The sequence below is a fragment of the Microbacterium sp. 8M genome, assembly GCF_902506375.1.
In the GTDB taxonomy this organism is placed as follows: domain Bacteria; phylum Actinomycetota; class Actinomycetes; order Actinomycetales; family Microbacteriaceae; genus Microbacterium.
The window spans coordinates 2,839,120-2,855,320 of the sequence record NZ_LR733284.1 but is presented as its reverse complement, the minus strand read 5'-3'; the positions used below and the strand labels follow the sequence as shown (position 1 = coordinate 2,855,320).

General features: G+C 72.3%; 14 protein-coding genes. 10 read left to right on the top strand and 4 right to left on the bottom strand.

What is annotated here, in order from left to right; all coding sequences use genetic code 11:
* Positions 1-83 precede the first annotated feature (83 nt).
* The 6 genes from AERO9AM_RS13600 (at position 84) to AERO9AM_RS13575 (ending at position 6,006) form a co-directional block, all read left to right on the top strand.
* The gene (locus AERO9AM_RS13600; protein ID WP_159576624.1) at positions 84-659 is read left to right on the top strand and encodes a hypothetical protein; all 576 of its coding nucleotides are present in this window, start codon (positions 84-86) and stop codon (positions 657-659) included.
* A gap of 61 nt (positions 660-720) precedes the next feature.
* Positions 721-1,614 carry an N-acetylglucosamine kinase gene (locus AERO9AM_RS13595; RefSeq protein ID WP_159576623.1) on the top strand — a complete coding sequence of 298 codons (894 nt, stop codon included), beginning with the start codon at positions 721-723 and terminating at the stop codon, positions 1,612-1,614.
* Complete coding sequence (gene murQ / locus AERO9AM_RS13590) at positions 1,604-2,569, top strand: N-acetylmuramic acid 6-phosphate etherase (protein WP_159576622.1); 966 nt, start codon at positions 1,604-1,606, stop codon at positions 2,567-2,569. Before AERO9AM_RS13595 ends, murQ begins: the two co-directional genes overlap by 11 nt.
* A 232-nt stretch (positions 2,570-2,801) precedes the next feature.
* Positions 2,802-4,253 (top strand): glyceraldehyde-3-phosphate dehydrogenase, encoded by a 1,452-nt coding sequence (locus AERO9AM_RS13585; RefSeq protein WP_159576621.1) that lies wholly within the window; start codon positions 2,802-2,804, stop codon positions 4,251-4,253.
* A 71-nt stretch (positions 4,254-4,324) separates the two neighbouring features.
* Entirely contained in the window at positions 4,325-4,993 is a 669-nt protein-coding gene (locus AERO9AM_RS13580; RefSeq protein ID WP_159576620.1) for a response regulator transcription factor, read from the top strand.
* Entirely contained in the window at positions 4,990-6,006 is a 1,017-nt protein-coding gene (locus AERO9AM_RS13575) for a sensor histidine kinase (RefSeq protein ID WP_159576619.1), read from the top strand. Before AERO9AM_RS13580 ends, AERO9AM_RS13575 begins: the two co-directional genes overlap by 4 nt.
* Before the next feature lie 26 nt (positions 6,007-6,032).
* Here AERO9AM_RS13575 and AERO9AM_RS13570 read toward each other — a convergent pair whose 3' ends face one another.
* From AERO9AM_RS13570 to AERO9AM_RS13560, 3 genes are read right to left on the bottom strand one after another with little or no spacing between them, the layout of a single operon-like run.
* Entirely contained in the window at positions 6,033-6,917 is an 885-nt protein-coding gene (locus AERO9AM_RS13570) for an FAD:protein FMN transferase (RefSeq protein WP_201298643.1), read from the bottom strand.
* Positions 6,914-7,453 (bottom strand): FMN-binding protein, encoded by a 540-nt coding sequence (locus AERO9AM_RS13565; protein WP_159576618.1) that lies wholly within the window; start codon positions 7,451-7,453, stop codon positions 6,914-6,916. The genes AERO9AM_RS13570 and AERO9AM_RS13565 overlap by 4 nt, the downstream gene beginning before the upstream one ends.
* 37 nt (positions 7,454-7,490) lie before the next feature.
* Positions 7,491-8,903, bottom strand: coding sequence for a ferredoxin reductase family protein (locus AERO9AM_RS13560; protein ID WP_159576617.1), 1,413 nt, complete (start codon positions 8,901-8,903; stop codon positions 7,491-7,493).
* Between the two features lie 140 nt (positions 8,904-9,043).
* Here AERO9AM_RS13560 and AERO9AM_RS13555 point away from each other — a divergent pair, with 140 nt between their 5' ends.
* Positions 9,044-10,114 carry a winged helix DNA-binding domain-containing protein gene (locus AERO9AM_RS13555; protein ID WP_159576616.1) on the top strand — a complete coding sequence of 357 codons (1,071 nt, stop codon included), beginning with the start codon at positions 9,044-9,046 and terminating at the stop codon, positions 10,112-10,114.
* Positions 10,115-10,194: 80 nt separating this feature from the next.
* On the opposite strand, the gene AERO9AM_RS13550 is transcribed toward AERO9AM_RS13555, so the two are convergent.
* Positions 10,195-11,634 (bottom strand): helix-turn-helix domain-containing protein, encoded by a 1,440-nt coding sequence (locus AERO9AM_RS13550; protein WP_159576615.1) that lies wholly within the window; start codon positions 11,632-11,634, stop codon positions 10,195-10,197.
* A 111-nt stretch (positions 11,635-11,745) separates the two neighbouring features.
* On the opposite strand from AERO9AM_RS13550, the gene AERO9AM_RS13545 reads away from it, so the two are divergent.
* The 3 genes from AERO9AM_RS13545 (at position 11,746) to AERO9AM_RS13535 (ending at position 16,184) form a co-directional block, all read left to right on the top strand.
* Positions 11,746-13,614 (top strand): phosphoenolpyruvate carboxykinase (GTP), encoded by a 1,869-nt coding sequence (locus AERO9AM_RS13545; protein ID WP_201298642.1) that lies wholly within the window; start codon positions 11,746-11,748, stop codon positions 13,612-13,614.
* Between the two features lie 228 nt (positions 13,615-13,842).
* Positions 13,843-15,201 (top strand): HNH endonuclease signature motif containing protein, encoded by a 1,359-nt coding sequence (locus tag AERO9AM_RS13540; RefSeq protein WP_159576613.1) that lies wholly within the window; start codon positions 13,843-13,845, stop codon positions 15,199-15,201.
* Between the two features lie 32 nt (positions 15,202-15,233).
* Positions 15,234-16,184 (top strand): hypothetical protein, encoded by a 951-nt coding sequence (locus AERO9AM_RS13535; RefSeq protein ID WP_159576612.1) that lies wholly within the window; start codon positions 15,234-15,236, stop codon positions 16,182-16,184.
* Positions 16,185-16,201 lie beyond the last annotated feature (17 nt).

The following is a 16,201-nucleotide window of genomic DNA, read 5'->3' as shown; positions in this document are numbered from 1 at the left end:
TCGCGCAGACTCCGCCGGACGGCGCGAATCCGATCCCTCCCCGGGGTATTGATTTTGAGCAGCCGATCAATAAAGTTGCGAGCATGCTCCATGCGGCGGTGATGCTGCTGATGGCCGGATCCGCCATCACGGCCGCCGTCTGCTGCCTCCTCGCCGGGCGGGTCGCCCCGGGCGCCGTGCCATGGCAGGCGCGGCAGAGCGCCGTCGTCATGGCGCTGGGCATGATCGTGCTGTGCGTCGCGACCGGAGACCCGGGGGTGCTGCTCCTCGTCACGGCGTGCGGGATCGGCTCGGCCATGCTCGGCGTCGTCGGCATCCGCGGCCGCGTACACGCCGACGCGTGCTTCCACCGGGCGCTCGGCTGCGTTGTGATGGCGGTATGCGCGCTCGCTCTGCTCGGCGCCCGCGGCGCTGCGGCCGGCTCGGCCGTTCCGGTGGCGGGTCACTCCGCGCACGGAGCCCTCGTGCCCATGACCGTGGTCGCCGTGCTCGCCGCGGCCGCACTGCTCGGCCTCATGGTCATCGCCCGGGTGCGGCACGGGGGAGTGGCCGTGGCGACGGGCCGACGGCGCTCACAGGGTTGGATCCTGCTCGAGACGGAGGGCGCGGCGATGGCGCTCTCGCTCGTCGTCATGGCCGCCATGCTGCTCGTGCGGTGACCGCGCCGACCGCGCGGCCCGGCGGCTTCTCCAGATCGTTCGGATCCCGTACATTTTGTGCATGACCTCTTCCGGCACGGCCGCGATCGACCTCGGCAAGTCGCTGTGCCGGGCCCGCCTGACGGTCGACGGCGCCGCCGTCCGCCGCGAGGGCGGCGGAGCGCCGGGCCTCGCCGCACGCGACGGTGTCGCCCTCGCCCTCGAGGCGATCCTGCCGCTGCTCGCCGACGTGCGTCCGGAGCGGATCGGCGTCGGCGCGGCCGGCGCCCTGTACGCGGAGGCCGAGGCGGACGCCCTCGCCCGCGCGCTCGCGGACGACCGCGGTGCACCGGTCGCCGTCACGTCCGACGTGGTGACCGCGCACGCCGGCGCGCTCGGCGGCGAGGCGGGCGTCCTGCTCATCGCCGGGACGGGCGCGGTCGCCCTCGGCATCACCGCGGACGCGCACCGCAGCGTCGACGGCTGGGGCCCCGACCTCGGCGACCTCGGCAGCGGCTCGTGGGTCGGCCGCGAGGGCGTGCGGGCGGTGCTCCGCGCCCGCGACGGGCTCGGCCCTGCGACCGTGCTGTCCGACGAGCTGGGCGCCCTCATCGGCGACGGCACCTCGCCGATCGCCTGGGTGGGCGCTGCGGCGGCGCCGGCCCGGCTCCTCGCCACGTTCGCCCCCGCCGTGCTCGCGGCGGCCGACCACGGCGACGCAGCCGCCCTCGGCATCCGGGACGAGGCGGCGCGGCTCCTCGCCGAGACCGCGCTCGCCGCCTCCGGAGGATCCGCCGTCGTCGCTCTGCACGGCGGCCTGACCTCGCACGACGGCTTCCGCGGTGCGGTCTCGTCCGCGCTGGAGACTCGGGGGCTCGAGGCGGTCCCCGCCCGCGGCGACGCCCTCGACGGCGCCGCCATGATCGCCGAGGGGCGCGCCCCTCTCCACGAAAGGTTCGTGCACCGTGCCGGATGAGAACACGCCCGCGGAGGATGCCGCGGCCGAGGACGCGCGCCTGGCCGCGCTGATCGGCGAACTGTCCGGGCTCGCCACCGAGCAGGCGGACACCGCCCGCGGCGACCTCGACCTGCTGTCGACCATGGAGCTCGTGCGCGCGATGAACGCCGAGGACCGGCGCGTGCCGGAAGCGGTCGCCGCCCAGGCCGAGCGGATCGCGCAGGCGGTCGACGGCATCACGGAGCGCTTCCGCCGCGGTGGCCGGCTCATCTACATCGGGGCGGGCACGGCGGGCCGGGTCGGCGTGCTCGACGCCTCGGAGTGCCCGCCCACGTTCGGCACCGACCCGGGCATGGTCGTCGGCCTCATCGCCGGCGGCGACGCCGCGATCCGCGACGCCGTGGAGAACGCCGAGGACGACGATCGCGCGGCGGCGGAGTCCCTGCGCGCCCTCGGCCTGACCGAGAACGACACGGTCGTCGGGATCTCCGCCTCGGGGCGCACGCCGTACGTGCTCGGCGGTCTCGCCTACGCCCGCGAGGTCGGCGCGCTCACGGTCGCGATCGCCGCGAACGCCGGCTCCGCGATCGGCGCCGCGGCCGACGTGCCGATCGAGGTCGTGGTGGGGCCCGAGTTCGTGACCGGATCCACCCGGCTCAAGGCCGGCACGGCGCAGAAGCTCGTCGTCAACATGCTCTCGACGCTGTCGATGATCCGCCTCGGCAAGACCTACCGCGGCGTGATGGTGGATCTGCAGGCCACGAACGAGAAGCTGCGCGCTCGTTCCGTGCGCACCCTCATCCAGCTCACCGGCGCCGCGCAGGACGATGCCGTCCGTGCACTCGCCGAGGCCGGCGGGTCCGTCAAGCTCGCGCTGCTGATGCTCTTCACCGGCGCCTCCGCCGAGATCGCCGCCCCCGCGCTGGAGGCCTCGGGCGGGGTGCTCCGGGACGCGATCGCTGCCCTGGGCTGACCGCGGCTGACGGCGGCGCCGGATCCGCTCGACGCCGGATCACCGACGATCTTGCATGCCGGCGGCGATGAATGTCGCCGCTCGCCTTGAGCGCAGCGTCAAGAACGGTGTTTCTTGCACCCCGGAACGGCCGGGTCGCGTCGCGGACCGCGCCTAGCCTGGATGAGGGCGGATCCGCCCCTCCCGATTCCCACGCCACGCATCCGTGGCGCAACTGTGTGCAAGGACCCCGATGAACGACTTCGCCGCGCGCCGCGACGACTGGAAGGCCAGAGAAGAACTCGCCGAGCGGATGATCCCGCTGATCGGCGGACTGAACCGCGATCGCGACGTGGTGACGTCGCTGCACGGGCATCGCCTGCTCGGCCTGGGCACGACCGAGATCCTCGAGGTGCACGAGCGCGTCGCCGCCCTCGGGCACGACGAGCTCGCGCTCGAGGACACGCTCGCGGTGCTCGAGGCGCTGCGGGAGCTGGAGCCCTCGGCTTCCTCGCTCGACCTGGGCCGGCTCGCGGAGCACGTGCAGGACGGCCCTGCGGGGCTCGTCGAGCGCCTGCGGGTCGAGCTCGCCCCGGCCCTCGGTGAGGCGGCACCTGCCGAGCCCACGGACGTGGTGCTGTACGGCTTCGGCCGCATCGGGCGCCTCCTGGCGCGCATCCTCATCGCGCACACCGGCGGCGGCAGCGGTCTGCGGCTGCGCGCGATCGTGGTGCGCAAGGGCGCGGAGAACGACCTCGTCAAGCGCGCATCTCTGCTGCTGCGCGACTCGGTGCACGGCCGCTTCGAGGGTTCCGTCGACGTCGACGAGGAGAACTCGCAGATCATCGCGAACGGCACCCGGATCCAGGTCATCTACTCGAACGACCCCGCGACGATCGACTACACCGCCTACGGCATCCACGACGCGATCGTGGTGGACAACACCGGGCGCTGGCGCGACGAGGCGGGCCTGAGCCGCCACCTCGAGTCCACCGGCGTCGCGCGCGTGCTGCTCACCGCCCCCGGCAAGGGCGACCTGAAGAACATCGTGCACGGGATCAACCACGACACGATCGAGGACGGCGACCGGATCCTGTCCGCCGCCTCCTGCACGACCAACGCGATCACGCCGGTTCTCAAGGCCGTCGACGAGGCGTACGGCATCGTCCGCGGCCACGTCGAGACGGTGCACTCGTTCACCAACGACCAGAACCTCATCGACAACTTCCACTCCGGCGACCGCCGCGGCCGCTCCGCCGTGCTGAACATGGTGATCACCGAGACCGGCGCGGCGAAGGCCGTCGCCCGCGCCCTGCCGGAGCTCGCGGGCAAGCTCACCGGATCCGCGATCCGCGTGCCCACTCCCGACGTCTCCCTCGCGGTGCTGCACCTGACGCTCGAGCGTCCCGCCGAGAAGGCCGAAATCAACGACTACCTGCGCCGCGTGTCGCTGCACTCCAAGCTGCGCCAGCAGATCGACTACGTGGAATCGCCCGAGGTCGTCTCCACCGACTTCGTCGGATCCCACCGTGCCGGCATCGTCGACGGGCTCGCGACCATCGCGAACGGCACCGACGTGATCCTCTACGTCTGGTACGACAACGAGTTCGGCTACTCCAGCCAGGTCATCCGCGTGCTGGAGGTCATGGCGGGCTCGCACCCGGTGGTGCTGCCGGTGCGCCGCGAGGTGACGCTGCAGGGCTGACGCGCGCGGGGGCGCTTCCTGGGTCTCGTCTTGGAGTCCGTGTGGTGTGATCCTGGGGACAGGAGGCCCGCATGATCGATCCCCGGCCGCGGCTGCTCTATGTGGAGGACGACGCCGACATCGCCGAGATGACCCTCGAGGTGCTCGGCGAGTCCTACGCCGTCGATCACGTCACCGACGGGCAGGTCGCGCTGCGCCGCGCACTGGACGAGCGCTACGACGTGATGCTCGTGGATCGGCGGCTTCCGGGTCTGGACGGGGCGAGTCTCGTCGAGGCGGTCCGCACGGCGCGGATCACCACGCCGGTGCTCATGCTGACGGCGCTCGGCGCGGTTCCGGACCGGGTCGAGGGACTGGACGCGGGGGCGAACGACTACCTCACGAAGCCGTTCGACTTCGACGAGCTCCTGGCGCGCCTGCGCGCCCTGCGGCGGGGCTTCGAGGCGCAGGGGCGGCGGCGGTCGATCGGCGAGTGGACCTTCATCCCGGACTCCTGGGTGCTGCATTCGCCGACCGGAGCGCGGGTCTCGCTCACGGCGACCGAATCCGCGTTCCTCGAGTTCCTGTCCGCGAGCCCGGAGCGCGTGTTCCGCCGCGAGGAGATCCTCCGCGGCGTGTTCACCTCGGCCGACGGGATCGGCACGGTCGACACCTACGTGCACTACATCCGGCGCAAGACCACGCCGGAGATGATCGACACCGTGCGCGGGCGCGGCTATCGCGCGGGGAATCCGGCATGAGCGCATCGGCCGATCGCGAGCGCGTGCGCCGGTCCGCGCGTCAGATCGGCGTGTGGACCGGCGTCGCCTCGGCGATCGTCATGGCGGCGGGCGTCGGGATCCTCGTCGCCGTGATCCTCTCGACATCGCGCCCGCAGGACGATGACGGTGGCCGGCCGGACCGGTTCCGCGCCGGGGCGCTCGGGGGGAACCCGGACCACATCGTCGTGGACGTCGACCGGGTGCTGCCCTGGGTGATCGTGCTGGGCGCGATCGGCGTCGCGCTGCTCGGGGTCATCGCGTGGTTGACGGCCCGGCGCGCGGTGGCGCCGCTGGAGACGGCGCTGCGTGCGCAGCGCGACTTCGTGGCCGACGCGAGCCACGAGCTGCGCACACCGCTGACGGCGCTCTCGAGCCGCGTGCAGATCCTGCAGCGCCGTGTGGCGCGCGGCGAGGACATCGAGGACGCGCTGGAGCGCCTGCGCGGAGACACCGCCGCCATGGATGCGATTCTCACGGAGCTGTTGCTCGCCGCCCAGGCCGACCAGGGCCCTGTGGAGACGGCGACCTCGGACGCGGCCGACGCGGCGCGCGCGGCGCTCGAGCTGGTCCGCCCGATCGCCGAGAGCGCGGGCGTGGAGCTGCGGGCGGAGCTCGCCGCGGGCATCGCGGTCGCCGTACCCGCGGTGACCCTGACCCGGCTCTGCACGGCGCTCCTCGACAACGCCGTGCAGCATGCGCCGGTCGGCACCGCCGTGGACCTGTCGCTCGTCCCCGGCCACGGTGCGGGACACGGCAGCGCGGAGCTGCGCGTCGCCGACCGCGGCCCCGGCGTGCCGGAGGCGGAGCGCGAGCGCATCTTCACCCGCTTCGCCCGCGGACCGGAGACCGGGCGGCGCCGGGGGTTCGGCCTGGGGCTCGCGCTGGTCCGCGACATGGCGACCCGCTACGGCGGCTCGGTCGCCGTGGAGCGCTCCTCTGCGGAGGGCACGACGTTCCTGCTGCGGCTCCCCGTCGCGCCGGGCGCGCACTGACGGCGGCCGCCCGTCGGGTCCCGCGCTCACCGAGGAGCGCGCGGATCCGGATCCTCGGCGGCGACGACCTCGACACCGTGCGTCCAGCGGCGGATCCGGCCGTCGGGCGCGATCAGCACCCCCGAGCAGTCGGGCGCCGCGCGCAGCCAGGTCAGGTCGTCGAACCCGGCGACCACGGCGACGGTCGCCCAGGCGTCGGCGTCGCTCAGCCGGTCCGCGATCACCGTCGCGGTAGGGGCGTCCGCCACGGCGGCGCCCGTGCGCGGATCGACGATGTGCGCACCGCGCTCGGAAGGCCCGGACGTCGCGACCGCGCCCTCGCGCAAGGGTATCCGCGCGCGCAGCTCGCCGGCGCGGTCGGGGTCCGCGATGCCGATGCTCCACGTCCAGTCGGCGTCCGCCGCGGTGAGCAGCTGCATGTCCCCGCCCGCGGAGAGCGCCACGGCGACCACCCCCGGCTCCGAGAGCAGCGGCGCGAGGTGCCGCACGGCGGCGCGTTCGACGGCCCACCCCTTGACGTAGCCGGTCGGGTCGAACCATCCCTGCCGGTGCGCGTCGAAGCGGCCGCCGCTGGCCTCGGCGAGCCGTGCGCACGCCTCCGCGACCTCTGCGATGCGCGGGTCGGCGTCGCCTGCGCGCAGCTCGCCGGCGCGCAGCAGCGAGATCTGGGAGTCCGGGCGGAACGGCGAGAACAGCGCATCGATCTCGTGCAGCTGGGCGATCGCGGCATCCTGCGCCGCGGAGATCCGGACTGCGAGTGCGGGCGCGGGGGAGCGGTCGACGGTGAGCACGTGCACACTCGCCACCGTGCCCATGAGTTCTGCGGTGCGCACCTGCCGGTGCGGGGCGGCGGGACGTGCGGGAGTGGGCGTGCCGGAACGGCTGCCGGACGCCGCGGCGGGGACGCTCATGCCTTCGCCTGGTCGATCGCGCTCTGCAGCGACTGGGTGTAGCCGTCGGAGGTGAAGGTGGCGCCGGACACCATGTCGATCTGGGCGGACTGCGCGCTCTTCGTCTCGTCGATGAGGATCGGGAGCGCCTGCGCGTTGATCTCCTCGTCACGGCGCTCCGTGTTCGGATACTGCGGCACCGTCACATCGGTGATCCGCCCGCCGGAGACCGTGATCGCGACCTGCACGGCGCCGTAGCGGGTGTCGGCCGCCTGGCCCGTGAACGTGCCGTCCTTGAGCCCCGTCGAGGTCGTCGTCCCGGAAGCGGATCCGGACGTCGTGGATCCGGATCCCGTGGATCCGGATCCCGTGGATCCTGATCCCGACGATCCGCTCGACGTCGATCCCGCTGCGGAGCCGGTCGATGTGCTGCCGGCCGTGTTCCTGGTCGTGGCGGCGCTCGCTGCGGGCGCCACGGCTTCCAGAGAGGTGCGGTAGCTGAACAGCAGCACCAGGCCCGTGATGGTGGCGAGGATGCCGTAGACGATCTTCTTCATGATGCTCTCTCCTGGTCGGGTCGGGCCGCTCGGTCGCTCAGACGGCGAAGGCCTCGCTGTGGATGCGGGAGGCGTCGACGCCCGCCCGGCGGAGGTCGCGGCGGATGCTCTGCATCCACGGGATCGGTCCGCACAGGTACACGTCGTACGCGGACAGATCCCCGGCGATGCGCTGCAGCAGCCGGGCACCGTCCCACTGCGCATGAGTCGCGGGGACCCAGCTCGTGCCGCTCGCGGCGCGGCGGCCGTGCAGCGTGTAGTGCACGACCCCGCGGGCCAGCACGAGGCGGTCGATCTCCGCGCGGCGCAGGCCGTGCCCCGCGGAGTGGTCGCGGGTCACGAGGATCGCCTCGCCCGGCGCGTAGGGCTCGGATTCCAGAAGGGCGACGAGCGGCGCGACGCCGGCCCCTGCGCCGAGCATGAGCAGCCGGGATCCGCTCCTGCGCTCGCCGGTCATGTGCCCGTAGGGGCCCTCGACCATGACCCGGGTGCCGGGGCGGAGCTCGGCGAGGCGATCCGTGCCGTCGCCGACCCGGCGCGCGGAGATGACCAGCTCGCTGCCCGAGGGATCCGCGGCGAGCGAGAACGGGTGCCCGCGCGTCCAACCCGGTCCGTCCAGGAAGCGCCAGATGAAGAACTGCCCGGCCCGGGCGCGCAGCCGGTGCACGTCGCGCCCGGCGACGCGGACGGACACGCCGTCCTGACCGTCACGGGAGACCGCGACCACCCGCAGGCCATGACGCGCGCTGCGGATCAGCGGCACGGCCACGCGGAACCACAGCACGCACGCGGCGGTGACGGCCCACAGTCCCCACCAGTACATGGTCGCGCCCGCGGAGGCGGTGAAGTCGGCGCCGGTCCACAGCATGTGCGGGATCGCCAGTCCCACGCCCAGGTAGCCGTAAAGATGCAGCAGGTGCCAGGACTCGTACCGCAGCCGGCGGCGGGCGCGGCGGATCGAGGTCACGACGACGAGGATCAGCAGCGCCGTGCCGGCGGTCGCCAGCAGCATGCCCGGGTAGTCCCACACGAAGTCCCATGCCTGCACGAGCACGTCGGTGTGTGAGGTGACCGCATATCCGGCCGTGATGAGCACCAGGTGCGCCATCAGCAGCCAGAACGACCAGAACCCGACGAGGCGGTGGAGGCGCGTGACGCCGTCCCGCCCGAACCCGTGCTCGAACACGGGCACGCGCGCCATGAGCAGCACCTGGTACAGCAGCAGGTTCGCCGAGACCAGACCGGTCAGGCGTCCCAGCGTGGTGAGCGTGTCGCCGTCGAAGGCCAGCAGCGACTGGATCCCGGCGCCGCTCACCCACAGTGCGAGCACGAACAGGCTGGTCGCCCAGATCAGAGTCACCGCGCACAGCCGCCACAGGGTCGGCCGCAGCCGGCGCGCCGGCGCGCTGAGCGGGCGAGGTGCCGGGGCGAGGGTGCTGAGCGTTGCCATGGCACCATCGTCGGCGCCGTCCTGACAGAGAAGTCCAAGAATCGGCCCCCTTGAGCGCGGTCATAGGGAACTCATCGGATCCCGCCGGTTCCGGGGCGATGCGGGGACCGCATGTCGGCGCCTCACGGCATCATGGAGCCATGACGGCACTCCTGCGCGAGCGGCTGCGCTCGCACCGGCTCACCGCCCCCGCCCGCACCCCCGTGGCCGCCGCCCGGCACATGCTCGCGGTGCAGGCGCAGGAGTTCCTGGGCGGGCGGTGGGCCCTGGGCATCCGCTCCGCGGGGACGCCCACGCTTGCGGCCGCCGACGCGGCGTTCGACCGCGGCGAGCTGGTCCGCACGCACACCATGCGGGGCACGCTGCACATCGTCCCGGCCGAGGACGTGCGCTGGGTGCTGTCGGTGACCGGGGAACGGCAGTTCCGCCAGGCCGCCGCGCGCCACCGCCAGCTCGGGATCGACGGGGCACTCATCGCCCGCGTCGAGAAGACGTTCCGGGAGAGGCTCGCCGACGGCGGCCGCACCCGGGCGCAGCTGTTCGACGATCTCGCGGGCATCGGCGTCGACCCTTCGGGGCAGCGCGGCGTGCACCTGATCTACGCGCTCAACGTGCGCGGCGTGCTCGTACAGGGCCCGGTGGTGCATCGCGACGACGCCGTCTCCCGGGAGCAGCTGTTCGTGCTGGCGGAGGACTGGATCCCTGAGACCCTGCCGCCCGCGGATCCGCTCGCGGAGCTCTTCGTCCGCTACGTCGATGGGCACGGCCCGGCCACCGTGGACGACTTCGCGTGGTGGGCCGGCCTGCCGATCATGGCGGCGCGCGAGGCCGCGGAGCGCGGGCGGGCGCGCGTCGCAGAGCAGGCCGAAGGCGTGTTCGTCGGCGGGGCACGCCCGCGTCGTGCGGCAGGAGCCGACGACGCGGGCGTGCTGGCCCTGCCGATGTTCGACGAGTACTACATCTCCTACGCCGACCGCACGCCCGTGGCGTCACCCGAGAGCATGGCGCTCATCGGCCCGGGCAAGAACGGCATGGTGCGAGCGAGTCTGCTCGCCGGGGGCCGCATCGTGGGCGCCTGGACGCACTCCGCCGCCGTGGGCCGGCACCGCGACGACCCCGTGCCGGAGCTCTTCGGCACCGAGCCCGGCGCGGATCCCGCCGCCGTCGCCGCGGCGATGCGCCGCTACGCCGACTTCGTGTCCGCGCACTGAGACCGCGCCGGTCCCTGAGCCCGTCGAAGGGACCGTGTCGCGGTCGGGCGCTTCGACAAGCTCAGCGACCGGTGGGAACGCTACTGCCCGGCGTGGCGGTCGAGGAACGCGTACACCTCGTTGTCGTCCACGCCCGGGAACGCGCCGCGGGGGAGCGGCGAGAACATGTGCGTGTGCACGCGCGCGCTCGGCCACGCCTTGCTGCTCCATCGCTCCGCGATCGCGGCCGGGGGACGGCGGCAGCACGCCTCGTCGGGGCAGGTGGACTGCGCACGGTCCGTGGTCTCGCGGCCGCGCCACCAGCGGGCGTCGTCGAAGGGCACGCCGACGGTGATCGAGAAGCCGCCGCCATCGGTGGATCCGGTCTGGGTCGAGCACCAGAACGTGCCCGACGGAGTGTCGGTGTACTGGTAATGCTCGGTGGTGCGGTTGCGCTGGCTGAACGCGGCACGAGCCGAGAACTTGCGGCACACCGTGAGGCCCTCGACGGATCCGGTGACGTCCATCGGCAGCGGCAGGTCGTCGTTCTCGTACACGCGGGTGAGCGCGCCCGACTCGTCGACCCGCAGGAAGTGCAGGCGCATGTCGAGGTGCGTGGTCATGAGGTTGGTCATGCGCATGCCGGCCGCCTCGTGGGTCACGCCGAACGCGTCGCGGAAGTCCTCGACGGCGAGGTTGCGGTCCTTCTTCGCCTGCTGCAGGAACGCGACACCCGCGGTCTCGGGGATGAGGCAGCACGCCGCGTAGTAGTTGATCTCCAGGCGCTGCTGCAGGAAGTCGGCGTAGTCCGTGGGCGGGGTGTGCCCGAGGAGCCGGTGCGCCATCGCCTGCAGCGCCATGGAGCGCAGGCCGTGCCCGCCGGGGATCGAGGCGGGCGGCAGGTAGATCCGGCCGTGCTCGAGATCGGTGACCGAGCGGGTGGAGTGCGGCAGGTCGTCGACGTAGATCAGCTCGAAGCCGAGCTGCTCCGCCATGATGCTCACGGTGCGGTGCGTGAGCGCCCCGGTCGTGTGCCCCGCCGCCTTCAGCTGCTTCTCCGCGAGCGCCTCGATCTCGGGCAGGTGGTTGTCGAGCGCGCGCATCTTCAGGCGCAGCTCGGTGTTCGCGCGGCGTGCCTCCTCCGGAGTGGCGATCGCCTCGCGCTCGCGGCGGTGCAGTTCGCGGTGCAGGCCCAGGATCGACTCGATCGTCTCGTCGGGCATGCCCTTCGTCACCCGCACCGGCGCGATGCCGAGCTGGCGGAACACCGAGCTCGACTGAGCGCGCTCGAGCTCGATCTCCAAGGCCGCGCGCCGGTTCGGCGGCTCGCCGGAGATCAGGTCGCTCACCTCGGTGCCGGTCGCGTCGGCGATCGCCTGCAGCAGGGAGAGCTTCGGCTCGCGCTTGCCGTTCTCGATGAGGCTGAGCTGCGATCCGGCGACTCCGACGGCGGCGCCGAGCTCGTCCAGCGTCATGCCGCTGCGGGTGCGATGGTGTCTGATGCGATGTCCGAGGGTGGTGAGCTCGAGTCCTGAAGCCATGCTTTTGATCCTAGCGAAAGAATTTCACTTCTTGCATCAGGATATCGCCGGAAGAGTGGCGTTCAGCCGCGCAGAATGGCTGTATCGCCCCACTCTTTAAGGAGCAGACCAATGGCTATCGCCGAGACGTCCACCCCGCGGACCTCCCCCCTCGCACCCGTGCGCGAGTACGGTGCGGCCCCCGAGTACGACACGCCGGCCTTCGCCGCGCTCACCGCGTGGGTCGAGGAGATCCGCGCCCTGACCCAGCCCGACCGCGTGCACTGGGTCGACGGATCCGTCGCCGAGAACGACGCCCTGCTGCATGAGCTCGTCGAGGAGGGCAAGCTCATCAAGCTCAACCCGGAGTGGCGGCCGGGGTCCTACCTCGCCCGCTCGCACCCCAGCGACGTCGCCCGGACCGAGGCGCGCACCTTCATCGCCTCGGAGAAGGAGATCGACGCCGGTCCCACGAACAACTGGGCGGACCCCGCCGAGATGCACGCGAAGATGACCGACCTCTTCGAGGGATCCATGCGCGGACGCACGATGTACGTCGTGCCGTTCTCGATGGGACCCGTGGGCGGCCCCATCTCGCAGATCGGCGTGCAGATCACCGACAGCGCCTACGCGGTCGTCTCGATCGGCATCATGACCCGGGTCGGCACGGCCGTCGCGCGGGAGATCGCGGAAGGCGCCCCGTGGGTGCGCACCGTGCACTCGGTCGGCGCGCCGCTGGCGCCCGGCGAGGCGGACACCACGTGGCCGTGCAACGACGACAAGTGGATCGTGCACTTCCCCGAGACGCTCGAGGTGTGGTCCTACGGATCCGGTTACGGCGGCAACGCCATCCTCGCCAAGAAGTGCTTCGCGCTGCGCATCGCCTCGGTGCTCGCCCGCGACGAGGGATGGATGGCCGAGCACATGCTGCTCATCCGCGTGATCTCGCCCGAGGGCAAGGCCTACCACGTGGCCGCGGCGTTCCCGTCGGCCTGCGGCAAGACCAACCTCGCCATGCTGCGCCCGACCATCCCGGGCTGGAAGGTCGAGACGCTCGGCGACGACATCACCTGGATCCGTCCGGGTGCGGACGGACGCATGCGCGCGATCAACCCCGAGGCCGGCTTCTTCGGGGTGGCGCCCGGCACCGGCGAGTCCACGAACGTCACCGCGGTGGAGACGCTCTGGGGCAACACCATCTTTACGAACGTGGCGCTGCGCCCGGACGGCGACGTGTGGTGGGAGGGCCTGACCGATGAGGCGCCCGCGCACCTCATCGACTGGGAGGGCAACCCGTGGACGCCGGACTCCGGCCGCCCGGCGGCGCACCCGAACTCCCGCTTCACCGTGTCGGCCGCGCAGTGCCCGCAGATCGCGGAGGACTGGGAGGACCCGGAGGGCGTGCCGCTCGATGTGATCCTGTTCGGCGGCCGCCGCGCCACCAACGTCCCGCTCGTCGTCGAGGCAACGGACTGGAGCCACGGCGTGTTCCTCGGCGCGACCATCTCGTCCGAGCGCACGGCCGCGGCCGAGGGCACGGTCGGCGAGCTGCGCCGCGACCCGTTCGCGATGCTCCCGTTCTGCGGGTACAACATGGGCGACTACTTCGCGCACTGGCTGAAGATGGGCCGCGCGGTCCGCTTCGACAAGGCTCCGCGGATCTTCCAGGTCAACTGGTTCCGCCGCGGCGCCGACGGCCGGTTCCTGTGGCCCGGCTTCGGCGACAACGCCCGCGTCATCGACTGGATCATCCGTCGCATCGAGGGCGAGGTCGACGCGGTCGACAGCCCGATCGGTCGTCTGCCGAAGATCGAGGACCTGAACCTCGAGGGCGCGCAGGTGACCGAGGAGGATCTGGCCGAGCTGTTCAGCGTCGACCCGGAGTCGTGGAGCCGGGAGGCCGACGCCACCGAGGAGTTCTTCGCGACCTTCGGCGACCGTCTGCCGGCCGCGCTGACCAGCGAGCTCGCCTCGCTGCGCTACCGCCTCGCGAACGCCTGACCCACCGAGACGCGATCCGGCTCCTCGCCCAGAACGGGCGGGAGCCGGATCCACCAAGACCCGCGGCGGCGGGATGCCAGGGACGAAAAGCTGAGTGGTCCCCGGCATCCTGCCGCCGCGTTCGTGTGTCCGGCACATTCGTCGGGATGACGTCGTCTTCCCGCGGATTTCGGTGTGATTCCGCGGATCAGTTCTTCTGTTCTTCGAACATAAGTGCTAAACTGGGGCATGGCCTCCACCACTCCGATCCCCGCCCCGCACGAAGCGGGTGTGCGTGAGGTGGTGGGGGAGGATGTGGTCGCGCGGGTGCTTTTGGATCGGTTGCAGGAGGACGATGTCGCGATCAACCGGCGTGCCGTGGCGCGGGCGGAGGGGATCCTCGAGGCGGTGGCGTTGACGCGTCGGCATCCGGAGATCTACACGGTCGGCGATCGTGCGGATGATGTGGAGCATGCGGTGCGGGCGGTGGTGTTCGATATCGCGTTGCGGTTGCAGGTGTCGGAGAACGAGGTGCGGTCGCTGCTGTGCACCGCGGAGACGGCGCGGGAGTTCCTGCCGTTGTTGTGGGAGCGGGCGCGGGACGGGTTCGCCGGGTTGCGGTTCGTGGAGGCCGCGGTCGGTGCGGTGCTGCGGTTGCGGGCCCCGGTGGGGGCGGATCCGGTGGCGCGGGAGTATGCGGCGGAGGCGATCGGGCTGGTGGATCGGGCGGCGTCGGAGTGGGCGTTGCATCTGCCGGTCGGCGCGTTCCGGCGGCGTTTGAGGGTGCTTGTGGAGCGGCTCGATCCGGCCCCGGCGGAGCAGAAGCATGCGCGGGGCATGGCAGACCGGTGGGTGGTGCTCGAGGAGGCCGACGATGGCATGACCTGGTTGATGGCGTTGGTGCCGACGGTGCAGGCGGTCGCGATCAGACGGCGGTTGACGTCCGCGGCGAAGCACCTGCAGAAGAACGAACGCGGCCGTCGCTTTCGGGTCCAGGTGCGGGCGGATCTGTTCTGCGGCTGGCTGACCGGGGCGGGCACGGACATGGCGGTGACCACGACGGTGTTCGTGACGGTGCCGGTCGGGTTGCTCACCGGGGATGGGTGTGTCTGTGGCCGCACCGCGGCGTCCGGGGTCGGGACGGCTGCTGCAGTCGCTGCGGTGGGCCCGGTTGTCGGGAACCCGGTCGCGTCGGCGACGCGGGCGCAGCTGGTCGGGCACGGGCCGATCGATGCGGTGACCGCGCGGCAGGCGTTCCTGGATGCGTCCGGGTTCCGGCGGGTGATCACGGATCCGGTCCGCGGGGTGGTCCTGGACATGGACCGCCGCACCTACCGGCCGACGAAGGCGCAGCGGGACTGGCTGGTGCTGCAGCACGGCACCTGCGCCCGCGACGGCTGCGACCGGCTCGCCCTGGACGCGGACCTCGACCACGAACGGATGTGGGCCCGCGGCGGGCCGACCGATATCGGGAACCTGCGTCCGCTGTGCCCGGCGGATCACACCCGCCACCACCGCACCCGGATGATCTACCGCAGCCGGCCCGACCGCACCGTCGAAGTCACCACACCCACCGGCCACCACACCACCGACCCACCACCCTTCTGACCTCGCCCCCGATGCGAGGTAGCGTCGCAGTCATGGACGTCATCGAATACCTGCTCGAAGGGGATCCGTCGATCCGCTGGCAAGTCCTGCGCGACCTCACCGACGCCGCGCCGGATGCGGTGGCCGCGGAGCGAGCGCGCGTGGCGCGCGAAGGCTGGGGCGCACGGCTCCTGGCGCTGCAGGCCGACGATGGGCTGTGGGATGGCGGCGTCTACCGCCCCGGCTGGGTCGATCCGGACCGTCCGATGTACGACGCGTGGACGGCGACGCACTTCAGCGTGCAGCAATTGGTCGACTACGGGGTGGATCCGGCGGACGACCGGGTGCGCCAGGCGGTGCGCCTCCTGCGGGAGCACGTGCGGTGGGACATCGACGGTGGCGGGAGCTACTTCGAGGGCGAGACCGAGGCCTGCGTGAACGGCGTGGTGCTGAGCAACGCCGCTTACTTCGGCGAGCCGGGTGAGATCGTGCTGGCGAAGCTCCTCGCGGGCCAGCTCGCGGACGGCGGCTGGAACTGCTGGGACGATCGCGGCGCGACCGTGTCCTCGCTGCACTCCACGATCTGCGTGATCGAGGGCCTCTGGGCATGGGAGCAGGCCGATGGCGGATCCGATGACGTGCGCCGAGCCCGGATCGCGGGCGAGGAGTACCTGCTGGAGCGGCACCTGTTCCGGCGGCGCAGCACGGGGGAGGTCATCGACCCGCGCTTCACGATGACGTCCTACCCGGTGCGCTGGTACTACGACGTGCTGCGGGCGCTCGACCACCTCCGGCAGACCCGTCCCGAGGGCGACGACCGCTGCGTCGAGGCACTCGCGCTGCTGCGGTCCAAGCGCGGCCCCGACGGTTCGTGGCTGCTCGAGAACACGCATGAAGGACCCACGCCGTTCGCCATGGAGGGCGAGTTCGAGGGCTTCCCGAGCCGCTGGGTCACCCTGCGGGCGCTGCGGGTTCTGCGCTGGGCCGGAGACCCGATCGGCTGACCCGGTTCCGCGCGCCT

Bases quoted from the DNA above. Each gene is read 5' to 3' on its own strand.
- AERO9AM_RS13565 (WP_159576618.1), bottom strand. From the start codon at position 7,453: ATGAAGAAGATCGTCTACGGCATCCTCGCCACCATCACGGGCCTGGTG.
- AERO9AM_RS13540 (WP_159576613.1), top strand. From the start codon at position 13,843: ATGGCCTCCACCACTCCGATCCCCGCCCCGCACGAAGCGGGTGTGCGT.
- AERO9AM_RS13580 (WP_159576620.1), top strand. From the start codon at position 4,325: ATGATCGATCCCCGGCCGCGGCTGCTCTATGTGGAGGACGACGCCGAC.
- AERO9AM_RS13560 (WP_159576617.1), bottom strand. From the start codon at position 8,903: ATGGCAACGCTCAGCACCCTCGCCCCGGCACCTCGCCCGCTCAGCGCG.
- AERO9AM_RS13535 (WP_159576612.1), top strand. From the start codon at position 15,234: ATGGACGTCATCGAATACCTGCTCGAAGGGGATCCGTCGATCCGCTGG.
- AERO9AM_RS13575 (WP_159576619.1), top strand. From the start codon at position 4,990: ATGAGCGCATCGGCCGATCGCGAGCGCGTGCGCCGGTCCGCGCGTCAG.
- AERO9AM_RS13595 (WP_159576623.1), top strand. From the start codon at position 721: ATGACCTCTTCCGGCACGGCCGCGATCGACCTCGGCAAGTCGCTGTGC.
- AERO9AM_RS13545 (WP_201298642.1), top strand. From the start codon at position 11,746: ATGGCTATCGCCGAGACGTCCACCCCGCGGACCTCCCCCCTCGCACCC.
- AERO9AM_RS13550 (WP_159576615.1), bottom strand. From the start codon at position 11,634: ATGGCTTCAGGACTCGAGCTCACCACCCTCGGACATCGCATCAGACAC.
- AERO9AM_RS13555 (WP_159576616.1), top strand. From the start codon at position 9,044: ATGACGGCACTCCTGCGCGAGCGGCTGCGCTCGCACCGGCTCACCGCC.
- AERO9AM_RS13600 (WP_159576624.1), top strand. From the start codon at position 84: ATGCTCCATGCGGCGGTGATGCTGCTGATGGCCGGATCCGCCATCACG.
- AERO9AM_RS13585 (WP_159576621.1), top strand. From the start codon at position 2,802: ATGAACGACTTCGCCGCGCGCCGCGACGACTGGAAGGCCAGAGAAGAA.
- AERO9AM_RS13570 (WP_201298643.1), bottom strand. From the start codon at position 6,917: ATGAGCGTCCCCGCCGCGGCGTCCGGCAGCCGTTCCGGCACGCCCACT.